The 15,323-nt window shown below is 65.7% G+C and carries 18 protein-coding genes; 15 read left to right on the forward strand and 3 right to left on the reverse strand.

The window, feature by feature from the left end:
* The first annotated feature begins 48 nt into the window (after nucleotides 1-48).
* From bcoG to AC0IPL_RS06765, 4 genes are all read left to right on the forward strand, one after another.
* A complete protein-coding gene (bcoG, locus tag AC0IPL_RS06750) occupies nucleotides 49-966 on the forward strand; it encodes a 3-dehydrocarnitine:acetyl-CoA trimethylamine transferase BcoG (RefSeq protein ID WP_474273020.1) in 918 nt (305 codons plus the stop codon).
* A 79-nt stretch (nucleotides 967-1,045) separates the two neighbouring features.
* Nucleotides 1,046-1,606, forward strand: a complete 561-nt coding sequence (locus tag AC0IPL_RS06755; protein ID WP_474273021.1) for a lipocalin family protein — start codon at nucleotides 1,046-1,048, stop codon at nucleotides 1,604-1,606.
* 12 nt (nucleotides 1,607-1,618) lie between these two features.
* Nucleotides 1,619-3,094, forward strand: coding sequence for a carnitine 3-dehydrogenase (locus AC0IPL_RS06760; RefSeq protein WP_474273022.1), 1,476 nt, complete (start codon nucleotides 1,619-1,621; stop codon nucleotides 3,092-3,094).
* Between the two features lie 11 nt (nucleotides 3,095-3,105).
* Complete coding sequence (locus tag AC0IPL_RS06765; protein ID WP_474273023.1) at nucleotides 3,106-3,864, forward strand: SDR family oxidoreductase; 759 nt, start codon at nucleotides 3,106-3,108, stop codon at nucleotides 3,862-3,864.
* A gap of 50 nt (nucleotides 3,865-3,914) precedes the next feature.
* Here the strand turns inward: AC0IPL_RS06765 and AC0IPL_RS06770 are convergent, their stop codons facing one another.
* Nucleotides 3,915-4,775: a helix-turn-helix domain-containing protein gene (locus AC0IPL_RS06770; RefSeq protein WP_474273024.1), complete on the reverse strand. Its 861-nt coding sequence runs from the start codon at nucleotides 4,773-4,775 to the stop codon at nucleotides 3,915-3,917.
* 114 nt (nucleotides 4,776-4,889) lie between these two features.
* On the opposite strand from AC0IPL_RS06770, the gene AC0IPL_RS06775 reads away from it, so the two are divergent.
* The 3 genes from AC0IPL_RS06775 to AC0IPL_RS06785 are packed head-to-tail and all read left to right on the forward strand — an operon-like array spanning nucleotide 4,890 to nucleotide 6,960.
* Nucleotides 4,890-5,096, forward strand: coding sequence for a DUF2061 domain-containing protein (locus AC0IPL_RS06775; protein WP_474273025.1), 207 nt, complete (start codon nucleotides 4,890-4,892; stop codon nucleotides 5,094-5,096).
* The gene (locus AC0IPL_RS06780) at nucleotides 5,089-6,039 is read left to right on the forward strand and encodes a fatty acid desaturase (protein WP_474273026.1); all 951 of its coding nucleotides are present in this window, start codon (nucleotides 5,089-5,091) and stop codon (nucleotides 6,037-6,039) included. The genes AC0IPL_RS06775 and AC0IPL_RS06780 overlap by 8 nt, the downstream gene beginning before the upstream one ends.
* Before the next feature lie 18 nt (nucleotides 6,040-6,057).
* Nucleotides 6,058-6,960 (forward strand): EamA family transporter, encoded by a 903-nt coding sequence (locus AC0IPL_RS06785; RefSeq protein ID WP_474273028.1) that lies wholly within the window; start codon nucleotides 6,058-6,060, stop codon nucleotides 6,958-6,960.
* 56 nt (nucleotides 6,961-7,016) lie between these two features.
* Here AC0IPL_RS06785 and AC0IPL_RS06790 read toward each other — a convergent pair whose 3' ends face one another.
* Nucleotides 7,017-7,748, reverse strand: coding sequence for an NUDIX hydrolase (locus AC0IPL_RS06790; RefSeq protein WP_474273030.1), 732 nt, complete (start codon nucleotides 7,746-7,748; stop codon nucleotides 7,017-7,019).
* Nucleotides 7,749-8,002: 254 nt separating this feature from the next.
* Between AC0IPL_RS06790 and AC0IPL_RS06795 the strand changes: the two genes are divergently transcribed.
* The 5 genes from AC0IPL_RS06795 to AC0IPL_RS06815 all read left to right on the forward strand — a co-directional run bounded on the left by AC0IPL_RS06795 (nucleotide 8,003) and on the right by AC0IPL_RS06815 (nucleotide 10,765).
* A complete protein-coding gene (locus AC0IPL_RS06795) occupies nucleotides 8,003-8,482 on the forward strand; it encodes an EF-hand domain-containing protein (protein ID WP_474273031.1) in 480 nt (159 codons plus the stop codon).
* 67 nt (nucleotides 8,483-8,549) lie between these two features.
* The gene (locus AC0IPL_RS06800) at nucleotides 8,550-9,137 is read left to right on the forward strand and encodes an RNA polymerase sigma factor (RefSeq protein WP_474273032.1); all 588 of its coding nucleotides are present in this window, start codon (nucleotides 8,550-8,552) and stop codon (nucleotides 9,135-9,137) included.
* Nucleotides 9,124-9,540 (forward strand): hypothetical protein, encoded by a 417-nt coding sequence (locus AC0IPL_RS06805; RefSeq protein ID WP_474273033.1) that lies wholly within the window; start codon nucleotides 9,124-9,126, stop codon nucleotides 9,538-9,540. The genes AC0IPL_RS06800 and AC0IPL_RS06805 overlap by 14 nt, the downstream gene beginning before the upstream one ends.
* The gene (locus AC0IPL_RS06810) at nucleotides 9,537-10,028 is read left to right on the forward strand and encodes a periplasmic heavy metal sensor (protein ID WP_474273035.1); all 492 of its coding nucleotides are present in this window, start codon (nucleotides 9,537-9,539) and stop codon (nucleotides 10,026-10,028) included. The genes AC0IPL_RS06805 and AC0IPL_RS06810 overlap by 4 nt, the downstream gene beginning before the upstream one ends.
* Nucleotides 10,029-10,258: 230 nt before the next feature.
* The gene (locus tag AC0IPL_RS06815; protein ID WP_474273037.1) at nucleotides 10,259-10,765 is read left to right on the forward strand and encodes a GAF domain-containing protein; all 507 of its coding nucleotides are present in this window, start codon (nucleotides 10,259-10,261) and stop codon (nucleotides 10,763-10,765) included.
* Here AC0IPL_RS06815 and AC0IPL_RS06820 read toward each other — a convergent pair.
* Complete coding sequence (locus AC0IPL_RS06820; protein ID WP_474273038.1) at nucleotides 10,762-12,156, reverse strand: diguanylate cyclase domain-containing protein; 1,395 nt, start codon at nucleotides 12,154-12,156, stop codon at nucleotides 10,762-10,764. The two genes, AC0IPL_RS06815 and AC0IPL_RS06820, sit on opposite strands and share 4 nt — an antisense overlap.
* A 126-nt stretch (nucleotides 12,157-12,282) precedes the next feature.
* Between AC0IPL_RS06820 and AC0IPL_RS06825 the strand changes: the two genes are divergently transcribed.
* The 3 genes from AC0IPL_RS06825 (at nucleotide 12,283) to AC0IPL_RS06835 (ending at nucleotide 15,150) form a co-directional block, all read left to right on the forward strand.
* Nucleotides 12,283-12,567 (forward strand): DUF3572 domain-containing protein, encoded by a 285-nt coding sequence (locus tag AC0IPL_RS06825; RefSeq protein ID WP_474273040.1) that lies wholly within the window; start codon nucleotides 12,283-12,285, stop codon nucleotides 12,565-12,567.
* A 44-nt stretch (nucleotides 12,568-12,611) separates the two neighbouring features.
* Nucleotides 12,612-13,301 carry an HAD family hydrolase gene (locus AC0IPL_RS06830; protein WP_474273042.1) on the forward strand — a complete coding sequence of 230 codons (690 nt, stop codon included), beginning with the start codon at nucleotides 12,612-12,614 and terminating at the stop codon, nucleotides 13,299-13,301.
* Nucleotides 13,302-13,530: 229 nt separating this feature from the next.
* Entirely contained in the window at nucleotides 13,531-15,150 is a 1,620-nt protein-coding gene (locus tag AC0IPL_RS06835; RefSeq protein ID WP_474273043.1) for a trimethylamine methyltransferase family protein, read from the forward strand.
* Nucleotides 15,151-15,323: the final 173 nt, after the last annotated feature.

Raw genomic sequence — 15,323 nt, forward strand, 5'->3', positions numbered from 1 at the left:
CTGGGGATAACCCTAGGCAAAACCCTGTACATCGACGGGAGAAGAAAAATGCCGCTGGAAATGAACCGCGAGGTCTTCATCACCTGTGCCGTGACCGGCTCGGGCAGCACCCAGGACCGCAGCCCGCATGTGCCGCGCTCACCCAAGGAGATCGCCGAGTCGGCGATTGCCGCGGCCAAGGCCGGGGCGGCCATCGTGCATTGCCACGTGCGCGACCCAGAGACCGGCGTGCCCTCGCGCGATCTGGGGTTGTACCGCGAAGTGACCGACCGCATCCGCGATGCGGAGGTGGACGTGGTGCTGAACCTGACGGCGGGCATGGGTGGCGACATGGTGTTTGGCGACACCGAAAACCCGCTGCCGTTGCAAACCTCTGGCACCGACATGGTGGGCGCGACCGAGCGCGTCGCCCATGTGGCCGACTGCCTGCCGGAGATCTGCACGCTGGACTGCGGCACCATGAACTTTGCCGAGGCTGATTACGTGATGACCAACACGCCCGGCATGCTGCGCGCCATGGGGCAGATGATGACGGATCTGGGCGTGAAGCCGGAGATTGAGGCCTTTGACACCGGCCACCTGTGGTTCGCCAAACAACTGGTCAAGGAAGGCGTGCTGGAACCCAACGCGCTGGTGCAGCTGTGCATGGGGGTGCCCTGGGGCGCGCCGGATGATCTGAACACCTTTATGGCGATGGTCAACAACGTGCCGGACGACTGGACCTTCTCGGCCTTTGCGCTGGGGCGCAACCAGATGGCCTATGTCGCGGCGTCGGTGCTGGCGGGCGGAAATGTGCGGGTCGGACTGGAGGACAACCTGTGGCTGGGCAAGGGCGAGCTGGCCCAGAACTGGCAGCTGGTGGAGCGCGCCGCGGATATCGTGACCAACATGGGCGCGCGGGTGATCGGCCCGGATGAGGTGCGCGAGAAACTGGGTCTGGTGAAGCGCGCACCGGTGGCGAAGTAGGCGGAACTTGTGCCGGTGGCAGGCGTTGCACGTTGGAGCCACTTCCAACCCTGACGTCTTGCCACCGGAGACCAATACAATGACCCACCCAATGATCCGCGCCGTTCTTGCTGTTCCTTTTGCCGTTCTCGGCTTGTCGACGGCCGCTCTGGCGGACGGGTATCGCGATACCGATGTGCCAATGCAGGTAGACACCAGGCTGGATCTCTCGCGCTATCTTGGCAGCTGGTACGAAATTGCCCGATTTCCCAACAGCTTTGAGAAGGGCTGCGAAGGCGTCACGGCGGAATACAGCTCCTTGCCCGATGGGCGCATCAAGGTTGTGAACACCTGCCGCAAAGGGGCGCCGGATGGCCCCGCGGAAAGCGCCGAAGGCGTCGCGCGCGTTATCGCGCCGGGCATGCTGGAGGTGAACTTTGTCTCCTGGTTGCGGTTTCTGCCGTTTACCTGGGGGGATTACTGGGTGCTGGACGTGGACGCGGATTACCAGGTGGCCGTGGTTGGCACCCCATCGGGCAAGCAAGGCTGGATTCTGGCCCGATCCCCCGAAATCAGCGCAGACCAACTGGCCGAGGCAAAATCGGTGCTGCGCGACAATGGCTATGACATCAGGGCTCTGAAAATGGTGCCCCAGAAATGAGGACCTAGGTGAATGACGAAAACGGCAGCAATCATCGGCGGCGGGGTCATCGGCGGCGGCTGGGCCGCGCGGTTCCTGCTCAATGGCTGGGATGTACGGGTGTTCGACCCTGATCCGGAGGCGGAGCGCAAGATCGGCGCGGTGCTGGACAACGCGCGCCGCTCGCTGCCCGGCCTGGGCAATGTGGCGTTGCCCGCCGAGGGGCAGCTGAGCTGGCACGCCACCATCGCCGAGGCTGTCGAGGGTGCGGACTGGGTGCAGGAGAGCGTGCCGGAACGGCTGGAGCTGAAGCAGAACGTCTACGGCGAGCTGCAACAGCACGTCGGGCAGGGTGCGGTGATCGGCTCCTCCACTTCGGGCTACAAGCCGTCGCAGTTACAGGAGGGGTTCACAAACGCCGCGCAGATCGTGGTCGCGCATCCGTTCAATCCGGTCTACCTGATGCCGCTGGTCGAGGTGGTCACCACCGACGCCAACTCGCCCGAGGTGATCGCCGCCGCCAAGGAGATCATCACCGGCATCGGCATGTACCCGCTGCACCTGAAGAAAGAGATCGACGCCCATGTGGCAGATCGCTTCCTCGAGGCGGTGTGGCGCGAGGCGCTGTGGCTGGTCAAGGACGGCATCGCCACCACCGAGGAGATCGACAATGCCATCCGCTACGGCTTTGGCATCCGCTGGGCGCAGATGGGGCTGTTCGAGACCTACCGCGTGGCCGGAGGCGAAGCGGGGATGAAGCATTTCCTGGCGCAGTTCGGCCCCTGCCTCAGCTGGCCCTGGACCAAGCTGATGGATGTGCCCGAGTATAACGACGAATTGGTGGAGCTGATTGCAGGCCAGTCCGACGCGCAGTCAGGTCAGTACTCGATCCGCGAGCTGGAGCGCATCCGCGACGACAACCTGGTTGGCATGATGCGCGCACTGGGTGCCAATAACTGGGGCGCGGGGGCGTTGCAAAACGCCCATGACACCGCCCGCATGGGCGCGGCGGGGCTTGCGCGCAACATGGACGAGGTCGCCGACCTCGCCCAGCCGATCCTGACCCAAAGCCGCGTGGTGCCGCTGGATTGGACCGACTACAATGGCCACATGACCGAGAGCCGTTATCTGGACGCTTTTGCGCAATCCACTGACCGGCTGATGGAGATCATCGGCTGCGATGCTGACTACATCGCCAGTGGCGGCAGCTATTTTACTGCCGAGACCCACATTCGCCACCTCGACGAGGTGCATGCAGGTGATCCGATAGAGGTAAAGACCCGCGTCATCCTTGGGCAAGGTAAGAAGATGCACCTCTGGCATGAGATGTACTCCGGCGACCGCCTGCTGGCGACGGGCGAGCATATGCTGCTGCATGTGGATCTCAAAACCCGCCGTTCCGCCCCGCCGGCGCCGCACATCGAGGCGAATCTGGTGCGGTTGGCTGAGGCGCATGCGGCGCTGCCGGCGCCTGACGGGCTGGGCCGTGCGATTGGCGCCCCGAGATGAGGCCGGAGGGCATGAGCCGGGTACTGATCTCCGCTGGCGGGTCCGGCATTGGCCGGGCGATGGCCGAGGGGTTTGCCGCCGCCGGGCATCAGGTCTGGGTCACGGACATAAACGCGGCCAGCCTTGCGGAATTGCCGACGGGCTGGCGGGGCACCGTGGCAGATGCCGCCGACGAGGCCAGCATGCAGGCGCTGTTTGCCGAAATCGCGGCCGAATGGGGTGGGTTGGATGTGCTCTGCGCCAACGCCGGTATCGCCGGGCCAACCGCGCGGGTGGAGGACATCGCGCTTGCCGACTGGCGCGCCTGTGTCAGCATTAATCTGGAAGGGGCGTTTCTGGCCGCGAAATACGCCGCTCCGCTGATGAAGGCCGCGGGAGCAGGGTCCATCGTGCTGACCTCATCTACCGCGGGGATCTATGGCTACCCCAACCGCGCGCCCTATGCGGCGGCAAAATGGGCGGTGATCGGTTTGATGAAAACCCTGGCGATGGAACTCGGCCCCTTTGGCATCCGCGCCAATGCGATCTGCCCCGGCGCGGTGGAAGGGCCGCGCATGGAAGGCGTGCTGGCACGCGAGGCCGCGGCCAAGGGCATGAGCCGCGATCAGGTCTACGCAGGCTATGCGGCGGGCACCTCGATGGGGCGCTTTGTCGAGGCGCGCGACATTGCCAATATGGCCGTGTTTCTCGGGTCCGATGCGGCGCGGCTGGTGTCGGGGCAGGTGATTGCCGTCGATGGCCACACGGAGAACCCGGACCCGAAAGTGTAACAGGGAGCTTAGCAGTTTGCCGCCCCGGCGGCAGGGCCGGGCGGTAAATCCTAGGAGATCGCCGCCCGCAACGCCCGCAGCCGTCCCGGCAGCTGCCGCGCCGTGATATCCGCCTCCCGCACCAGATTGTCGAAATGGCTGGTAAAGGTGGCGACCCGCTCGCGGTCGCGAAAGGCCAGATAGTGCGTACCGGCGTAGAACACGCACAAGAGCGGTCCGAAAATGGTGATCGGCGAAGAGTACAATCGCTTGGCGTCAAACAGATAGATCCGCAGCCGGGGGTATAGTTGTTCGCACAGGCGTTCGAACTTGGCCAGCTGCTCCAGCCGCACCGCCAGCGGCAGGCCTTCGTAATAGCCGACCCCATGCGCAAAGCTGTCCAGCTCATATAGCGGCATGGCGATCTCATAATCCGAGGGCGACTGCCGCATCCAGGTCAGCCGGTCCTCGGAGGCACCAATCGCCTGATCGGCGGTGCGGCCCAGATGCGGGGCGTATTCCCATTCCAGCAGGGCGCGGGTCTTCAACATATCGGGCAAGGCGGCAGGCACGTGGCGGATCTTGTAGCCGATCGCCTCTTGGTGCCATGCGAAGATCCGCTCATCCACCAGCGCGCGCGGGGCCTCCGACAGGCTGAGGCTTGACGCCAGCAGCTCTGCCGCGCTTTCGGGGCGGTCCGACAGGCTGAGCAGCCAGTCGGCAGAAACCCCCAGCGCCGCTGCGCAGGCGCCCACCACATGGGCATTAGGCAGCCGCGCACCGGCATCGGTCAGCAGTTGCGAGATGGTGGAGCGGTCCACCCCGGTGGCGCGGGCCAGCGCGCTTTGGCTGAGGCCGCTGTCCCGCAGCGCCTTGGCCAGTCGCTGGCGGAACTGGGTGGCACGCATGCGTTTGTCAAGAATATCCGACATCCGTTTTATATTATCACGGACGCTGAATTTTGTTAACTGTATTCGGAATTCTGCACATGCAACCCGTGCGGTACCCTGACCTCCGCTACATGAGGCGGAGGTGCAGGAGGTTGTATGGAAACGCGCAGGCGGTCGGTGGTGAAAGCGCTGCTGTGGAACGGTATCGGGCTGGCGGTGATGACGCTGGCTGGGCTGGCGGTCACTGGCTCCCTGCGGCAGGGCGGTGGCCTGGCGTTGCTGAATACCGGCATCGGCATTGCTGCCTATCTGATCTACGAGCGCGCCTGGGCACGGGTGACGTGGGGCCGCTCCGATGATTGAGCCGGGCCGGAACAGCTGCATTGATCCTGTCACTGGGGGCGAAAGTGGCCATCTGCCGCGCGGGGTGGAGTGGGGCACGCTGGCGCTGATCCTGGGCTGTTACGTCGGCTGGTTGGCGGTGTTGTGGCTGTTGTCTGGCGCCAGCCCCACGGTGGCAGTGCTGGCGCTGGGCGGGCTGGCAACGCTGCATTCGTCGCTGAGCCATGAGGCGTTGCACGGCCACCCGTTCCGCCGCCGCTGGCTGAACGAAGCGCTGGTGTTTCTACCGCTGAGCCTCGCGGTGCCCTATGGCCGCTTTCGCGATACCCATCTGGCGTACCACCAGGACGAGCGGCTGACCGACCCCTATGACGACCCGGAAAGCAGTTTTCAGGATCCGCAGGTCTGGGCCGGGCTGCCCGGCTGGCGGCGGCAGCTGCTGCGGGCCAACAACACGTTGCTTGGTCGGATGCTGATCGGGCCGCTGCTGGGCCAGGCCAGCTTCATGGCGGCCGAGTGGCGGCTGATCCGGGCCGGCCAGCCGGGTGTGCTGCGTGATTGGCTGTTGCACGGGGTCGGCCTGACCATGGTGCTGGGGCTGGTCTGGGTCTCGCCCGCGCCGTTGTGGCAGGCGGTGCTGGGCGCCTATCTGGGTCTTGCGCTGCTGAAGATTCGCACCTTTCTGGAGCACCGCGCCCATGAAACCGTGCCGGGCCGCTGCGTGCTGATCGAGGACCGCGGACCGCTGGCCTTTCTGTTCCTGAACAACAATCTGCACCTGGTGCACCATCAGCACCCCGGCGTGCCTTGGTATGCGCTGCCACGGCTCTACCATGCGCAGCGGCGGCGTTTCCTGCGGGCCAATGGCGGCTATGTCTACCGCAGCTACGCGCAGGTGTTCCGCAGCTTCCTGCTGCGCACCAAGGATCCGGTGCCGCATCCGCTCTGGCGGCAGCAGGGATAATCCCGCATAAGCGGGTGCATGATTGCCTGGATACCCGTCTCGATTGCTGCCGCTGCGTTTCAGGCGGTGCGGTTCATGCTGCAGAAAGTGCTCAGCAGCGTCACCCTGTCGCCGGGCGGTGCCACGTTTGCGCGCTTTGTCTATTCGGCGCCCTTCATCCTGGCCGGGCTGGCGACCTATCTCGCGATCAGCGGCGCAGCTCTGCCTGCTTTGGGGGCGCGGTTCTGGCTGTTTGCCACCATCGGCGGCACGGCGCAGATCCTGGCGACGGTCTGCGTGGTGGCCTTGTTCAAACAGCGCAATTTCGCGGTCGGCATTACCTTCAAGAATACCGAGCTGATCCAGACCGCCATTGTCGGGCTGCTGGTGCTGGGGGACCCGGTCAGCCTGTGGGGCTGGGTGGCGATCGTGATCGGGTTGACCGCAGTGTTGGTCCTGTCACGCGCGCCAAATGCTGCTGGCCCCTGGTGGCGGCACCTGAGCAACCGCGCCGCGCTGCTGGGGCTGGGCTCGGGCGTGCTGTTTGCTTTTTCTGCCGTCAGCTATCGTGGCGCGTCGTTGCAGATGCCGGGTTTGGAGCCTGCCTTTCGCGCCGCGGTGACGCTGGCGGCGGTGGTTAGCTTGCAGACCCTGCTGATGGCCGCCTGGCTGGCCCTGCGCGAGCCGGGCGAGATCGCCCGTGTCTGGGCCGCGCGGCGGGTGGCGGTCTGGGTTGGGCTGACCAGCATGGCGGGCTCGTACTGCTGGTTCTGGGCCTTCACTTTGCAGAACGCGGCCTATGTCAAGGCGGTGGGGCAAGTGGAGCTGCTGTTGTCGCTGCTGGCGTCGGTGCTGTTCTTCCGGGAAACCGTCACCCGGCGTGAGTTGTTGGGCATGGCACTTCTGGTGCTGTCGATCCTGGCGTTGATGCTGGCGATCTGACAGCGATGACCTGCACCGGGGGGGGGCGACAGGGGCGACTGGGACCTCGGTAAACCCTAGCCCTCCATCGGCATTGGATAGCCTTTGAGACGCAGGAACAGGCTCGCCTCGTCCCGGTTCTGAAAGAACGGCACGCTGCCGGGTGGCTCCGCGTCGCGGATGCGGGCGGTGACCTCGGCCAGAACCACCTCGGTGATAAAGGGCAGATCAAAGCTGCGCACCTTGCTAAGCGGGATCCATTGCAAGTGCGACAGCTCATCCGAAGCGCGCGAGAAATCATCCAGTTCGCCGCAGATCTGATCCGCATCGACAAGGAAGAACCGCGCATCGAACCGGCGCGGCCGACCGGGCGGGGTCAGGGCGCGAAACACGAACTGCATGGCCCGCGCCGAGGGCAGATGACCGGTGGCGGCAAAGCTTTGCCAATCCGACGGCACAGGGCCCGGCCAGTCGCCCGGCTCGCCCAGAATAAGACCGGTTTCCTCCCACAGCTCGCGTGCGGCGGCCACGGCCAGCGCATGCTGCACATCGTCCGATACACGGTCATTCAGCCGCGCGCGACACAGCGGCGGCAGCGGCGCGGCCAGCGGCACGTCGGTATCTGCCGGATCGACCGCACCGCCGGGAAAGACGAACTTGTTGGGCATGAAGGCGGCCTGGGCCCCGCGCTGGCCCATCAGCACCTGCGGGTCCGTGCCCATGCGCTCGCGCACAGCAATTACCGTAGCGGCATTTCGGATTGCGGTCTTGTCGGTGGTGGTCAGGCCGGAATGGTCGCGGTCGGTCATGTCTGTATCTGCTTTCTTTCTGCCGGACGGCAGCGGGATGCTCTTGCCTTGGCGCGGACGGTAGCGCGAAGCGCCGTGCCAGCCAATCGCGAAATCTGAGCGCCGGTTGCCGCGCGCGGTTGGGCGGTGGCCCGGGGTCGATTTTGCGCAGTGGTGAAGAAAATGCAAATGATCGCGACGGAATGGCGATGCTGCCGCGTTTCTTTTAGGCATCGGGCAGCACGGAGCTGCCGAATGGACAAGGAAGAGATGACATGAAACACAGCAAGTTCATCGCCGCGATCGTCGCCGCCGCCTGCATCACCGCCTCCGGCGCGGCTCTGGCCAAGGGTGGCGATCATCACGGGCCCAGGATGTCCTTTGAGGAACTTGATGCGGATGGCAGCGGCGAGGTCACCCAGGCCGAGCTGGAGGCCCACAAGCAGGCCCGCTTTGCGAAGGTGGATGCGGATGGGGATGGCGTCCTGTCGATGGAAGAGCTGCAGGCACAGGCGCAGGCCAGCGCGAACGAGCGCGCCACGCGGATGCTGGAACGCTTTGACAAGAACGGCGATGGCGGGTTGAGTGAAGACGAGCTGCCCAAACCGCGCCATGGCGGCCGGATGTTCGAACGCATGGACAGTGACGACAGCGGCGGCATCTCGAAGGCGGAATTCGAGGAAGCCCGGAAGCATCGTGGCGGCAAGCATCGTCGCGGGCCGGGTGCAGATGGGGCCAAAACGGAGCAAAACTGATCTCTGACCAGTGCTGGATAAAGCGCAAATATTGCGGCGCCGGGCCCCATACGGGGGTCCGGCAGCCATGAGCAAGGCGGAGGCGGCGGGAGAAATCCCGGATGATGCGCTGCTACGGCTCTATGCCAACGGCGACAGCCGGGCCGCGGCGGAGCTGACCGCGCGCCTGGCACCGCGGGTGTTCGGCGTCGCGATGCGGGTGATGAACAGCCATGCCGAGGCCGAGGACGTCACCCAGGAGGCGATGCTGCGGCTGTGGAAGATGGCGCCGGACTGGCAGCCCGGCACGGCACAGATCTCGACCTGGCTTTACCGCGTGGCGATGAACCTCTGTATCGACCGCAAGCGGCGCGCCCGCGGTGGCTATGTGGATCTGGATGCGGTGCCGGAGCCTCCGGACCCGGGGCGCTCTGCGGCGGAACAGATGCAGGAGGGCGCGCGGCAGGATGCGTTGCAGGCGGCGCTCATGCAGCTGCCGGAACGACAGCGGCAGGCAGTGGTCCTGCGGCACCTGGAGGAACTCTCCAACCCGGAGATCGCCGCCATTATGGACATCACCGTCGAGGCGGTTGAAAGTTTGACCGCGCGCGGAAAACGGGCGCTTGCGAGGGCATTGGCCGGGCGGCGCGAAGAATTGGGGTATGACGATGGCTGACATGGACAAGACTGGGCCGCAGGCTGACGGCCTCGATGACCGGGCGGATCTGGCGGATCTGGACAATCTGTTCGCTGCTGCACGCGGTGCCCGCCCCGCACTGCCCGCGCATCTGAGCGCGGCCATCCTGGCGGATGCGGCGGCGCAGCAGCCCGGCTGCCAGCCGGGCGAAGCCGACCGGATCAAAAGGCCTGCCCGTTGGCGGCAGCTGTTGAACGCGCTGGGCGGCTGGCCGGCGGTTGGCGGGCTGGCGATGGCCAGCGCCACCGGCCTGTGGCTGGGGCTGGCGCCGCCCTCCTTTGTGCCCGATCCGGTGGCGCTGGCGGGGTTGGACGCAGATAGCGAGACGATGCCATTTGACAGTTACGACATGGCCATGGTGCTGAGCGAGGATTTGCAATGAGCGAACGAGATAGCCGCCGGGGATCGGATGGCACAAGCGGAATGCGCCGCTGGTTGAAACTGTTGTTGGCGGGATCGCTGGCGCTGAACCTGGCGGTGATCGGCCTGGCGGCGGGCTCGGCCTGGCGTCATGTTGGCAAGGACAAGCAGTGGCGGCGCCCGCCCGAGGTCGGGGCGATGCTCTTCCGCGAGCTGGACCGGGACACCCGCAAGCTGCTGCGGCAAGACGCGAGCGGCGCGCACGGCAGTTATGCCCAGCGGCGCCAGGCCGAGGCCGAGCAGGTGATCGCGGCGCTGCGCAGCACAGGTTTCGACGCAGACGCGCTGTTGGCGGAGCTGCAACAGCAGTCCGAGGCGCGGCATGACTTTCACCTCAAGGTGCAGCGGGCCTGGGTGCGCAAGGTGGCTGCAATGACACCCGCGCAGCGGCTGGCGTTTGCTGACCGCATGGAAGAGCGGATCACCCGCGGCGCGGACAAGCGGCGGTAACCGCTGCGCGGGAAGGCTCCGCCCGCCGACCAATGCGACCTGCCGGTGCGGAGAGGGGCAGACGCGGTCCCGACCGGTCCCGCGGTCAGCGGCGCGCTTGCGCCACGCCGTGGCGGTAATTTTATTGCCAGTTACGCCAATCTTGTGAAAGGATCATATAACGGCCCGCGCGGCCGCCGGTACGGAGAGGGATGCTCCGTCGCCACTCAACCAACCGGAGGAGCGCAGACGTGCCCACATATGACAACACTTCGGCGTCTTTGGAAGCCGTGCAGGCCATCGCCGATAGAGAGGATCTCGATCCGAAGGACAAGCTGAGGGACCTGCTGGCCCTTGGGAACAGCTGGTTCCAGACGGCTTCGGGGTTGGTGAGCATGGTCAAGGACGGCCGCTACATTGTCATGCACTGTGTTTCGGAAGAAGCAGAGGTCGAAACCGGAACCGAGTTCGCGCTTGAAGACACCTATTGCAGTCACACGCTCAAGGCCGCTGAGCCGGTGGCCTTTCATCGGGCGGGAACCTCGGAGATTTCCGGACACCCATGTTACGACATGTTTCAGCTGGAAACCTATGTCGGCGCTCCGGTCGTGATTGACGGAGCGACATGGGGAACGGTGAATTTTACCGCCATCGAGCCCCGCGCGCCGTTTGAGGCGCAGGATCTCAAGCTCATGGCGCAGCTCAGCGCCGCGGTGGGGCGGGCCCTGGCTGACGCGGGTCAGGCGGGCTCGGGTTAGGCGGCCTGAGTGCAGCCCGGCGGCAGTGTAACCTGGTTACGGCCCGCGTTCTTGGCGTTGTAGAGCGCCTGGTCGGCTTGTTCGATCAGGGTTGTGGCGCTGATGTCTTGGCCGCCGCCGCCCATCACTGCGCCGATGCTGATGGTAATCCGGACCGGTTGCGCAGCGCCGGGCACCTCGAACGGGGTGCTGTTGATCGCGTTGCACAGCGCGATGGCGGCCAGTCCCGCTTCGGCCTCATCGGCGCCGGGCAGAACGGCCATGAATTCTTCGCCGCCGACGCGCGCCAGCAGATCTGCCGGGCGCAGCACCGCCTGCATGCGGCGAGCGGCCTCGATCAGCACCGCGTCACCGGCCGGGTGGCCATAGAGATCGTTGATCCGCTTGAAATGATCGAGATCGGCCAGCATCACGGCAAACTTCTCGCCGCTGGCGGCAGCGGACTGGGCGGTGCGGTCCAGGAACGGGCGCGCATAGCGGCGGTTGTGCAAGCCCGTCATCGGATCCTGCACGGCGGCGCGAAGCCCGTTGCGGACGCTGTCGCGCATCCGGTCCTGCCGAATTTTCTGTTGCAATTGCGCGGCCAGTCGCAGGTCCAATTCCGCCACGTCGAACCCGTTTGGCAGCACATCATGGGCACCGCGGTCCAGCGCCTCGGCGGCCAGTTCGGCGTCGGCGGGAGTCGGCACCGCGATCACCACCGACTTGCGGGTGGCGGCGCGGGCGCGCAGATCGGCCAGCAGCCGGAGACCTGCGGCGGCGGAGGTTTGGTTCAGCTCGATGATGATGGCGTCCGCCACCGGGGCCTGCATCAAGCCCTGAATGTCGCTGATCGCATGGGTGCGCAGGCTGTAGGGCAGCTGCCCCGCCAACCGGTCACGCCAGGCCATCGCCGCACGCGGGTCCTGCGCCACAAGGGCCACCGTTGCATGACGCAGGTCCTCGACATTGCAGCGGTCGCTGAGCGGCAGCATGAAGCCATGCGAGGCGTCGCGTTGCAGGTTCAGCTCTTCAGAGGCGGAACGGCTGCGCAGCAGGCTGCGGATGCGGGCCTGCAGGATCACGTCGTTCACCGGTTGTTGCAGCACGTCGTCAATGCCGCTGGCCAATGCTGCCAGCCGGGCCTGCGGCCCTTCGCGGTCGCTGACGGCGATCAACGGAAGGTCGGCAAGGGTTTCGTCGCCAGCCAGCTCACGCTTGACGTCGGCGGCGGTGCCGTCCGGCAGGGTCATGGCGGACAGCACCAGATCAGGGCAATGCTGGCGGATGGCGGGCAGGACTTCGGCGACACTGCCGGCCTGGACAACATCGTAGTAGGCGGTCGCCAGCTGCACCTTCAGCATGATGCGGTTGGTGGAGACGCCGTCAATGACCAGGATCGTACCTTGCACGCGGTATCCTTTCGCCCCTTGCAAATCCTATGTCTGGAAGTTTTGCTGAGACAGGTTAAGAAACCCTTTCGTATTTTTACTAAATTGGCCGCAATGCGGCGTGAAAGTGGGGCAAAAGTGGAGAATATGCGGTTTTCCGCTGACGCGGCAGAGACGCTGGCGTTGAAGGTGCTGGGGTGGCTGGCCAGCAATGATGAGCTGCTGCCGGTGTTTCTGGGCGCCACGGGCGCCAGCGAGTCGGATCTTCGGGCGCGGGCGGCTGAGCCGGAGTTCTTGGGCTCGGTGCTCGATTTCTTAACGATGGACGACAACTGGGTGATGCAGTTCTGTGATGGGGCCGGGCTGCCCTATGAGGCGCCGATGCTGGCGCGGATGGCGCTGCCGGGCGGTGCGCAGGTCAGCTGGACCTGATAGGCTCGCGGGCGAATCCGGCGCAGAGCAGTAAAGGACCGACAATGCCCGTAGATGCCCTCTTGTTCGACAAGGACGGAACCCTGTTCGATTTCGCCGCTACCTGGAACGGTTGGGCTGCGACGGTGCTGGACCGGCTCTCCGGCGCCAGCGCCGAGCGGCTGCGGATGATGGCGGGCGCGATCAGCTATGATCTGGAACGACAGGCCTTCAACCCCGACAGCCTGGTGATCGCGGGCACTAATGACGAGGTGGCCGAGGTGCTGGCGCCGTTTGTCGACGATATGGATGCGGAAGCGCTGGCTGCCTACCTTGCGGACAGCGCCGCCGCGGCCGAGCTGGCCCCGGCCGTGCCACTGGCGGAGTTCCTGGATGGGCTGCGTGCGCGCGGGCTGATGCTGGGGGTGATGACCAACGACGCCGAGGTCTCGGCCATCAGCCAGCTGCAGCGCGCAGGGGTGCTGGACCGGTTCGCCTTTGTGGCGGGCTGCGACAGCGGCCATGGGGCCAAGCCGGACCCCGCGCCGCTGCTGGCCTTCTGCGCGGCCACGGGGGCTGCGCCTGCGCGCACCGCAATGGTGGGCGACAGCCTGCATGACCTGGCGGCCGGTGCGGCGGCGGGCATGCAGCGGATCGGGGTGCTGACCGGCATGGCCCCGCGCGAGGAGCTGGTCCCGCATGCGGATGTGGTGCTGCCCCACATCGGCCATATCCCGGACTGGCTGGATCGCTGAACATCCGTTGACCGTCTGAGACGGCGCGGCGCGATGCCTGGAGCTGATCCCGGGTCAGGCAACGCGGTGGCGCGCCTGGTACTGGGCAGATATGTCTAGAAAACTCCGAAACCGCCGCGCGCTGATGCAAAAACGACAGAACGTGTCGGGATTGGACTGGTCGGGGGTGCCGGGACTGGCACTGTAGGGCTATCGGCAGAGGGGGCCGGGCCCCGGAAAGGAAGCTGTTATGGCAGACGCGGCGGCGGGCGATGGGGGCGACAGGCGCCAAGGCACTGGGCAAGCTGGTCGCCCGGCGGGACGGCCAACCGGGCGGCGCGCAGGCGGCCGGGCCGGCGCTGCGGCGCGTCGCGGCAGCGCGGTGCTGGAGCAGATGCCCTGGCAGATCCCCGTCAACATCGATTCCCCAATCGAACCGCTGAGCGCGGAGGCTGTGCAGGCCATCCACGAGGGCGCCATGCGGATCCTGGAAGAGATCGGCGTGAAATTCCTGAACCCCGAGGCGCTGGCGATCTTTCGCGAGGCGGGCATGCGGGTCGAGGGCGAGCTGGTGCGCATGGACCGCGATTTCGTGATGGAGATGCTGGCCAAGGCACCGAGCCAGTTCTCGATCACACCGCGCAACCCGGATCGGAAGATCCCGCTTGGCGGCAATCATATCCTGTTTGGCAACGTCTCCTCGCCGCCGAGCTACTGGGACATGGCGTTGAACCGCAAGGTGTCGGGTAGCCGCGACCATTGCCGCAACCTGCTGAAGCTGACCCAGTATTTCAACTGCATCCACTTTGCGGGCGGCTACCCGGTGGAGCCGGTGGACATCCACGCCTCGGTCCGGCACCTGGATGTGCTCTATGACAAGCTGACGCTGACCGACAAGGTGATGCACGCCTATTCGCTGGGCAAGGAACGGGTCGAGGACGTGATGGAGATGGTCCGCATCGCGGGCGGGCTCAGCCACGAGGAGTTCGAGGCGCGCCCGCACATGTACACCAATATCAACTCCACCTCGCCGTTGAAGCATGACCACCCGATGATCGACGGCTGTCTGCGGCTGGCGCGGCGCGGCCAGGCGATCGTGGTGTCGCCCTTCACGCTGGCAGGGGCGATGGCGCCGGTTACCCTTGCAGGGGCAGTGGCGCAGTCGCTGGCTGAAAGCCTGTGCGCGATCGCCCTGTTTCAATACGTCCGCCCCGGCACACCCTGTGTGATCGGCACGTTCACGTCCAACGTCGACATGAAATCCGGTGCCCCGGCTTTTGGCACCCCGGAATACATGCGCGCGACCCAGATGACGGGGCAGATGGCGCGGTTCTACGGGATGCCGCTGCGGTCCTCCGGGGCTTGCGCCGCCAATGTGCCGGACGGGCAGGCGGTGTGGGAGACCTCCAATTCGCTGTGGGCAGCGGTGCAGTCGGGGACCAATATGGTCTACCATGCGGCTGGCTGGCTGGAGGGCGGCTTGATCGCCAGCCCCGAGAAATTCATCATGGATTGCGAGATCCTGCAGCAGATCCAGCGCTACATGCAGCCCCAGCTGACGGCCACAACACCGCAGGACATTGCACTGGAGGCAATCCGCGATGTCGGCCACGAGGGCCATTTCTTTGGCATCCAACACACCCAGGACCGCTACGCCGAGGCGTTCTATCAACCCATCTTGAGCGACTGGCGCAACTACGAGGCCTGGGAGCAGGCGGGGGGAATCTGGACCGCAGAGCGCGCGCATGGTCTGTTTCAACAGATCATCGCCAGCTTTGAGCCGCCACCAATGGACGAGGCCATCCGCGACGAGCTGGCAGAGTTCGTGACCCGCCGCAAAACCGAGGGCGGCGCGCCGACCGATTTCTGATCTCGCCCCGTCGGCGGCGGTCCCAGCAGGGTTTTGGCAGCGTAGGCGTAGTGGGGCATCTGTTTGACCCACAAGAGAAAATCCGCTGATCTGCCCGCCACTGGGCACCGCACGCTTGTCGCGGCGCGGCAGGCAGTTCAAAAAGGCGACGGCGGCTCAGCGGTCGCCGGGAC

This window comes from Leisingera sp. SA32, assembly GCF_056033425.1.

Bases quoted from the DNA above. Each gene is read 5' to 3' on its own strand.
- bcoG (WP_474273020.1), top strand. From the start codon at position 49: ATGCCGCTGGAAATGAACCGCGAGGTCTTCATCACCTGTGCCGTGACC.
- AC0IPL_RS06755 (WP_474273021.1), top strand. From the start codon at position 1,046: ATGACCCACCCAATGATCCGCGCCGTTCTTGCTGTTCCTTTTGCCGTT.
- AC0IPL_RS06760 (WP_474273022.1), top strand. From the start codon at position 1,619: ATGACGAAAACGGCAGCAATCATCGGCGGCGGGGTCATCGGCGGCGGC.
- AC0IPL_RS06765 (WP_474273023.1), top strand. From the start codon at position 3,106: ATGAGCCGGGTACTGATCTCCGCTGGCGGGTCCGGCATTGGCCGGGCG.
- AC0IPL_RS06770 (WP_474273024.1), bottom strand. From the start codon at position 4,775: ATGTCGGATATTCTTGACAAACGCATGCGTGCCACCCAGTTCCGCCAG.
- AC0IPL_RS06775 (WP_474273025.1), top strand. From the start codon at position 4,890: ATGGAAACGCGCAGGCGGTCGGTGGTGAAAGCGCTGCTGTGGAACGGT.
- AC0IPL_RS06780 (WP_474273026.1), top strand. From the start codon at position 5,089: ATGATTGAGCCGGGCCGGAACAGCTGCATTGATCCTGTCACTGGGGGC.
- AC0IPL_RS06785 (WP_474273028.1), top strand. From the start codon at position 6,058: ATGATTGCCTGGATACCCGTCTCGATTGCTGCCGCTGCGTTTCAGGCG.
- AC0IPL_RS06790 (WP_474273030.1), bottom strand. From the start codon at position 7,748: ATGACCGACCGCGACCATTCCGGCCTGACCACCACCGACAAGACCGCA.
- AC0IPL_RS06795 (WP_474273031.1), top strand. From the start codon at position 8,003: ATGAAACACAGCAAGTTCATCGCCGCGATCGTCGCCGCCGCCTGCATC.
- AC0IPL_RS06800 (WP_474273032.1), top strand. From the start codon at position 8,550: ATGAGCAAGGCGGAGGCGGCGGGAGAAATCCCGGATGATGCGCTGCTA.
- AC0IPL_RS06805 (WP_474273033.1), top strand. From the start codon at position 9,124: ATGACGATGGCTGACATGGACAAGACTGGGCCGCAGGCTGACGGCCTC.
- AC0IPL_RS06810 (WP_474273035.1), top strand. From the start codon at position 9,537: ATGAGCGAACGAGATAGCCGCCGGGGATCGGATGGCACAAGCGGAATG.
- AC0IPL_RS06825 (WP_474273040.1), top strand. From the start codon at position 12,283: ATGCGGTTTTCCGCTGACGCGGCAGAGACGCTGGCGTTGAAGGTGCTG.
- AC0IPL_RS06830 (WP_474273042.1), top strand. From the start codon at position 12,612: ATGCCCGTAGATGCCCTCTTGTTCGACAAGGACGGAACCCTGTTCGAT.
- AC0IPL_RS06835 (WP_474273043.1), top strand. From the start codon at position 13,531: ATGGCAGACGCGGCGGCGGGCGATGGGGGCGACAGGCGCCAAGGCACT.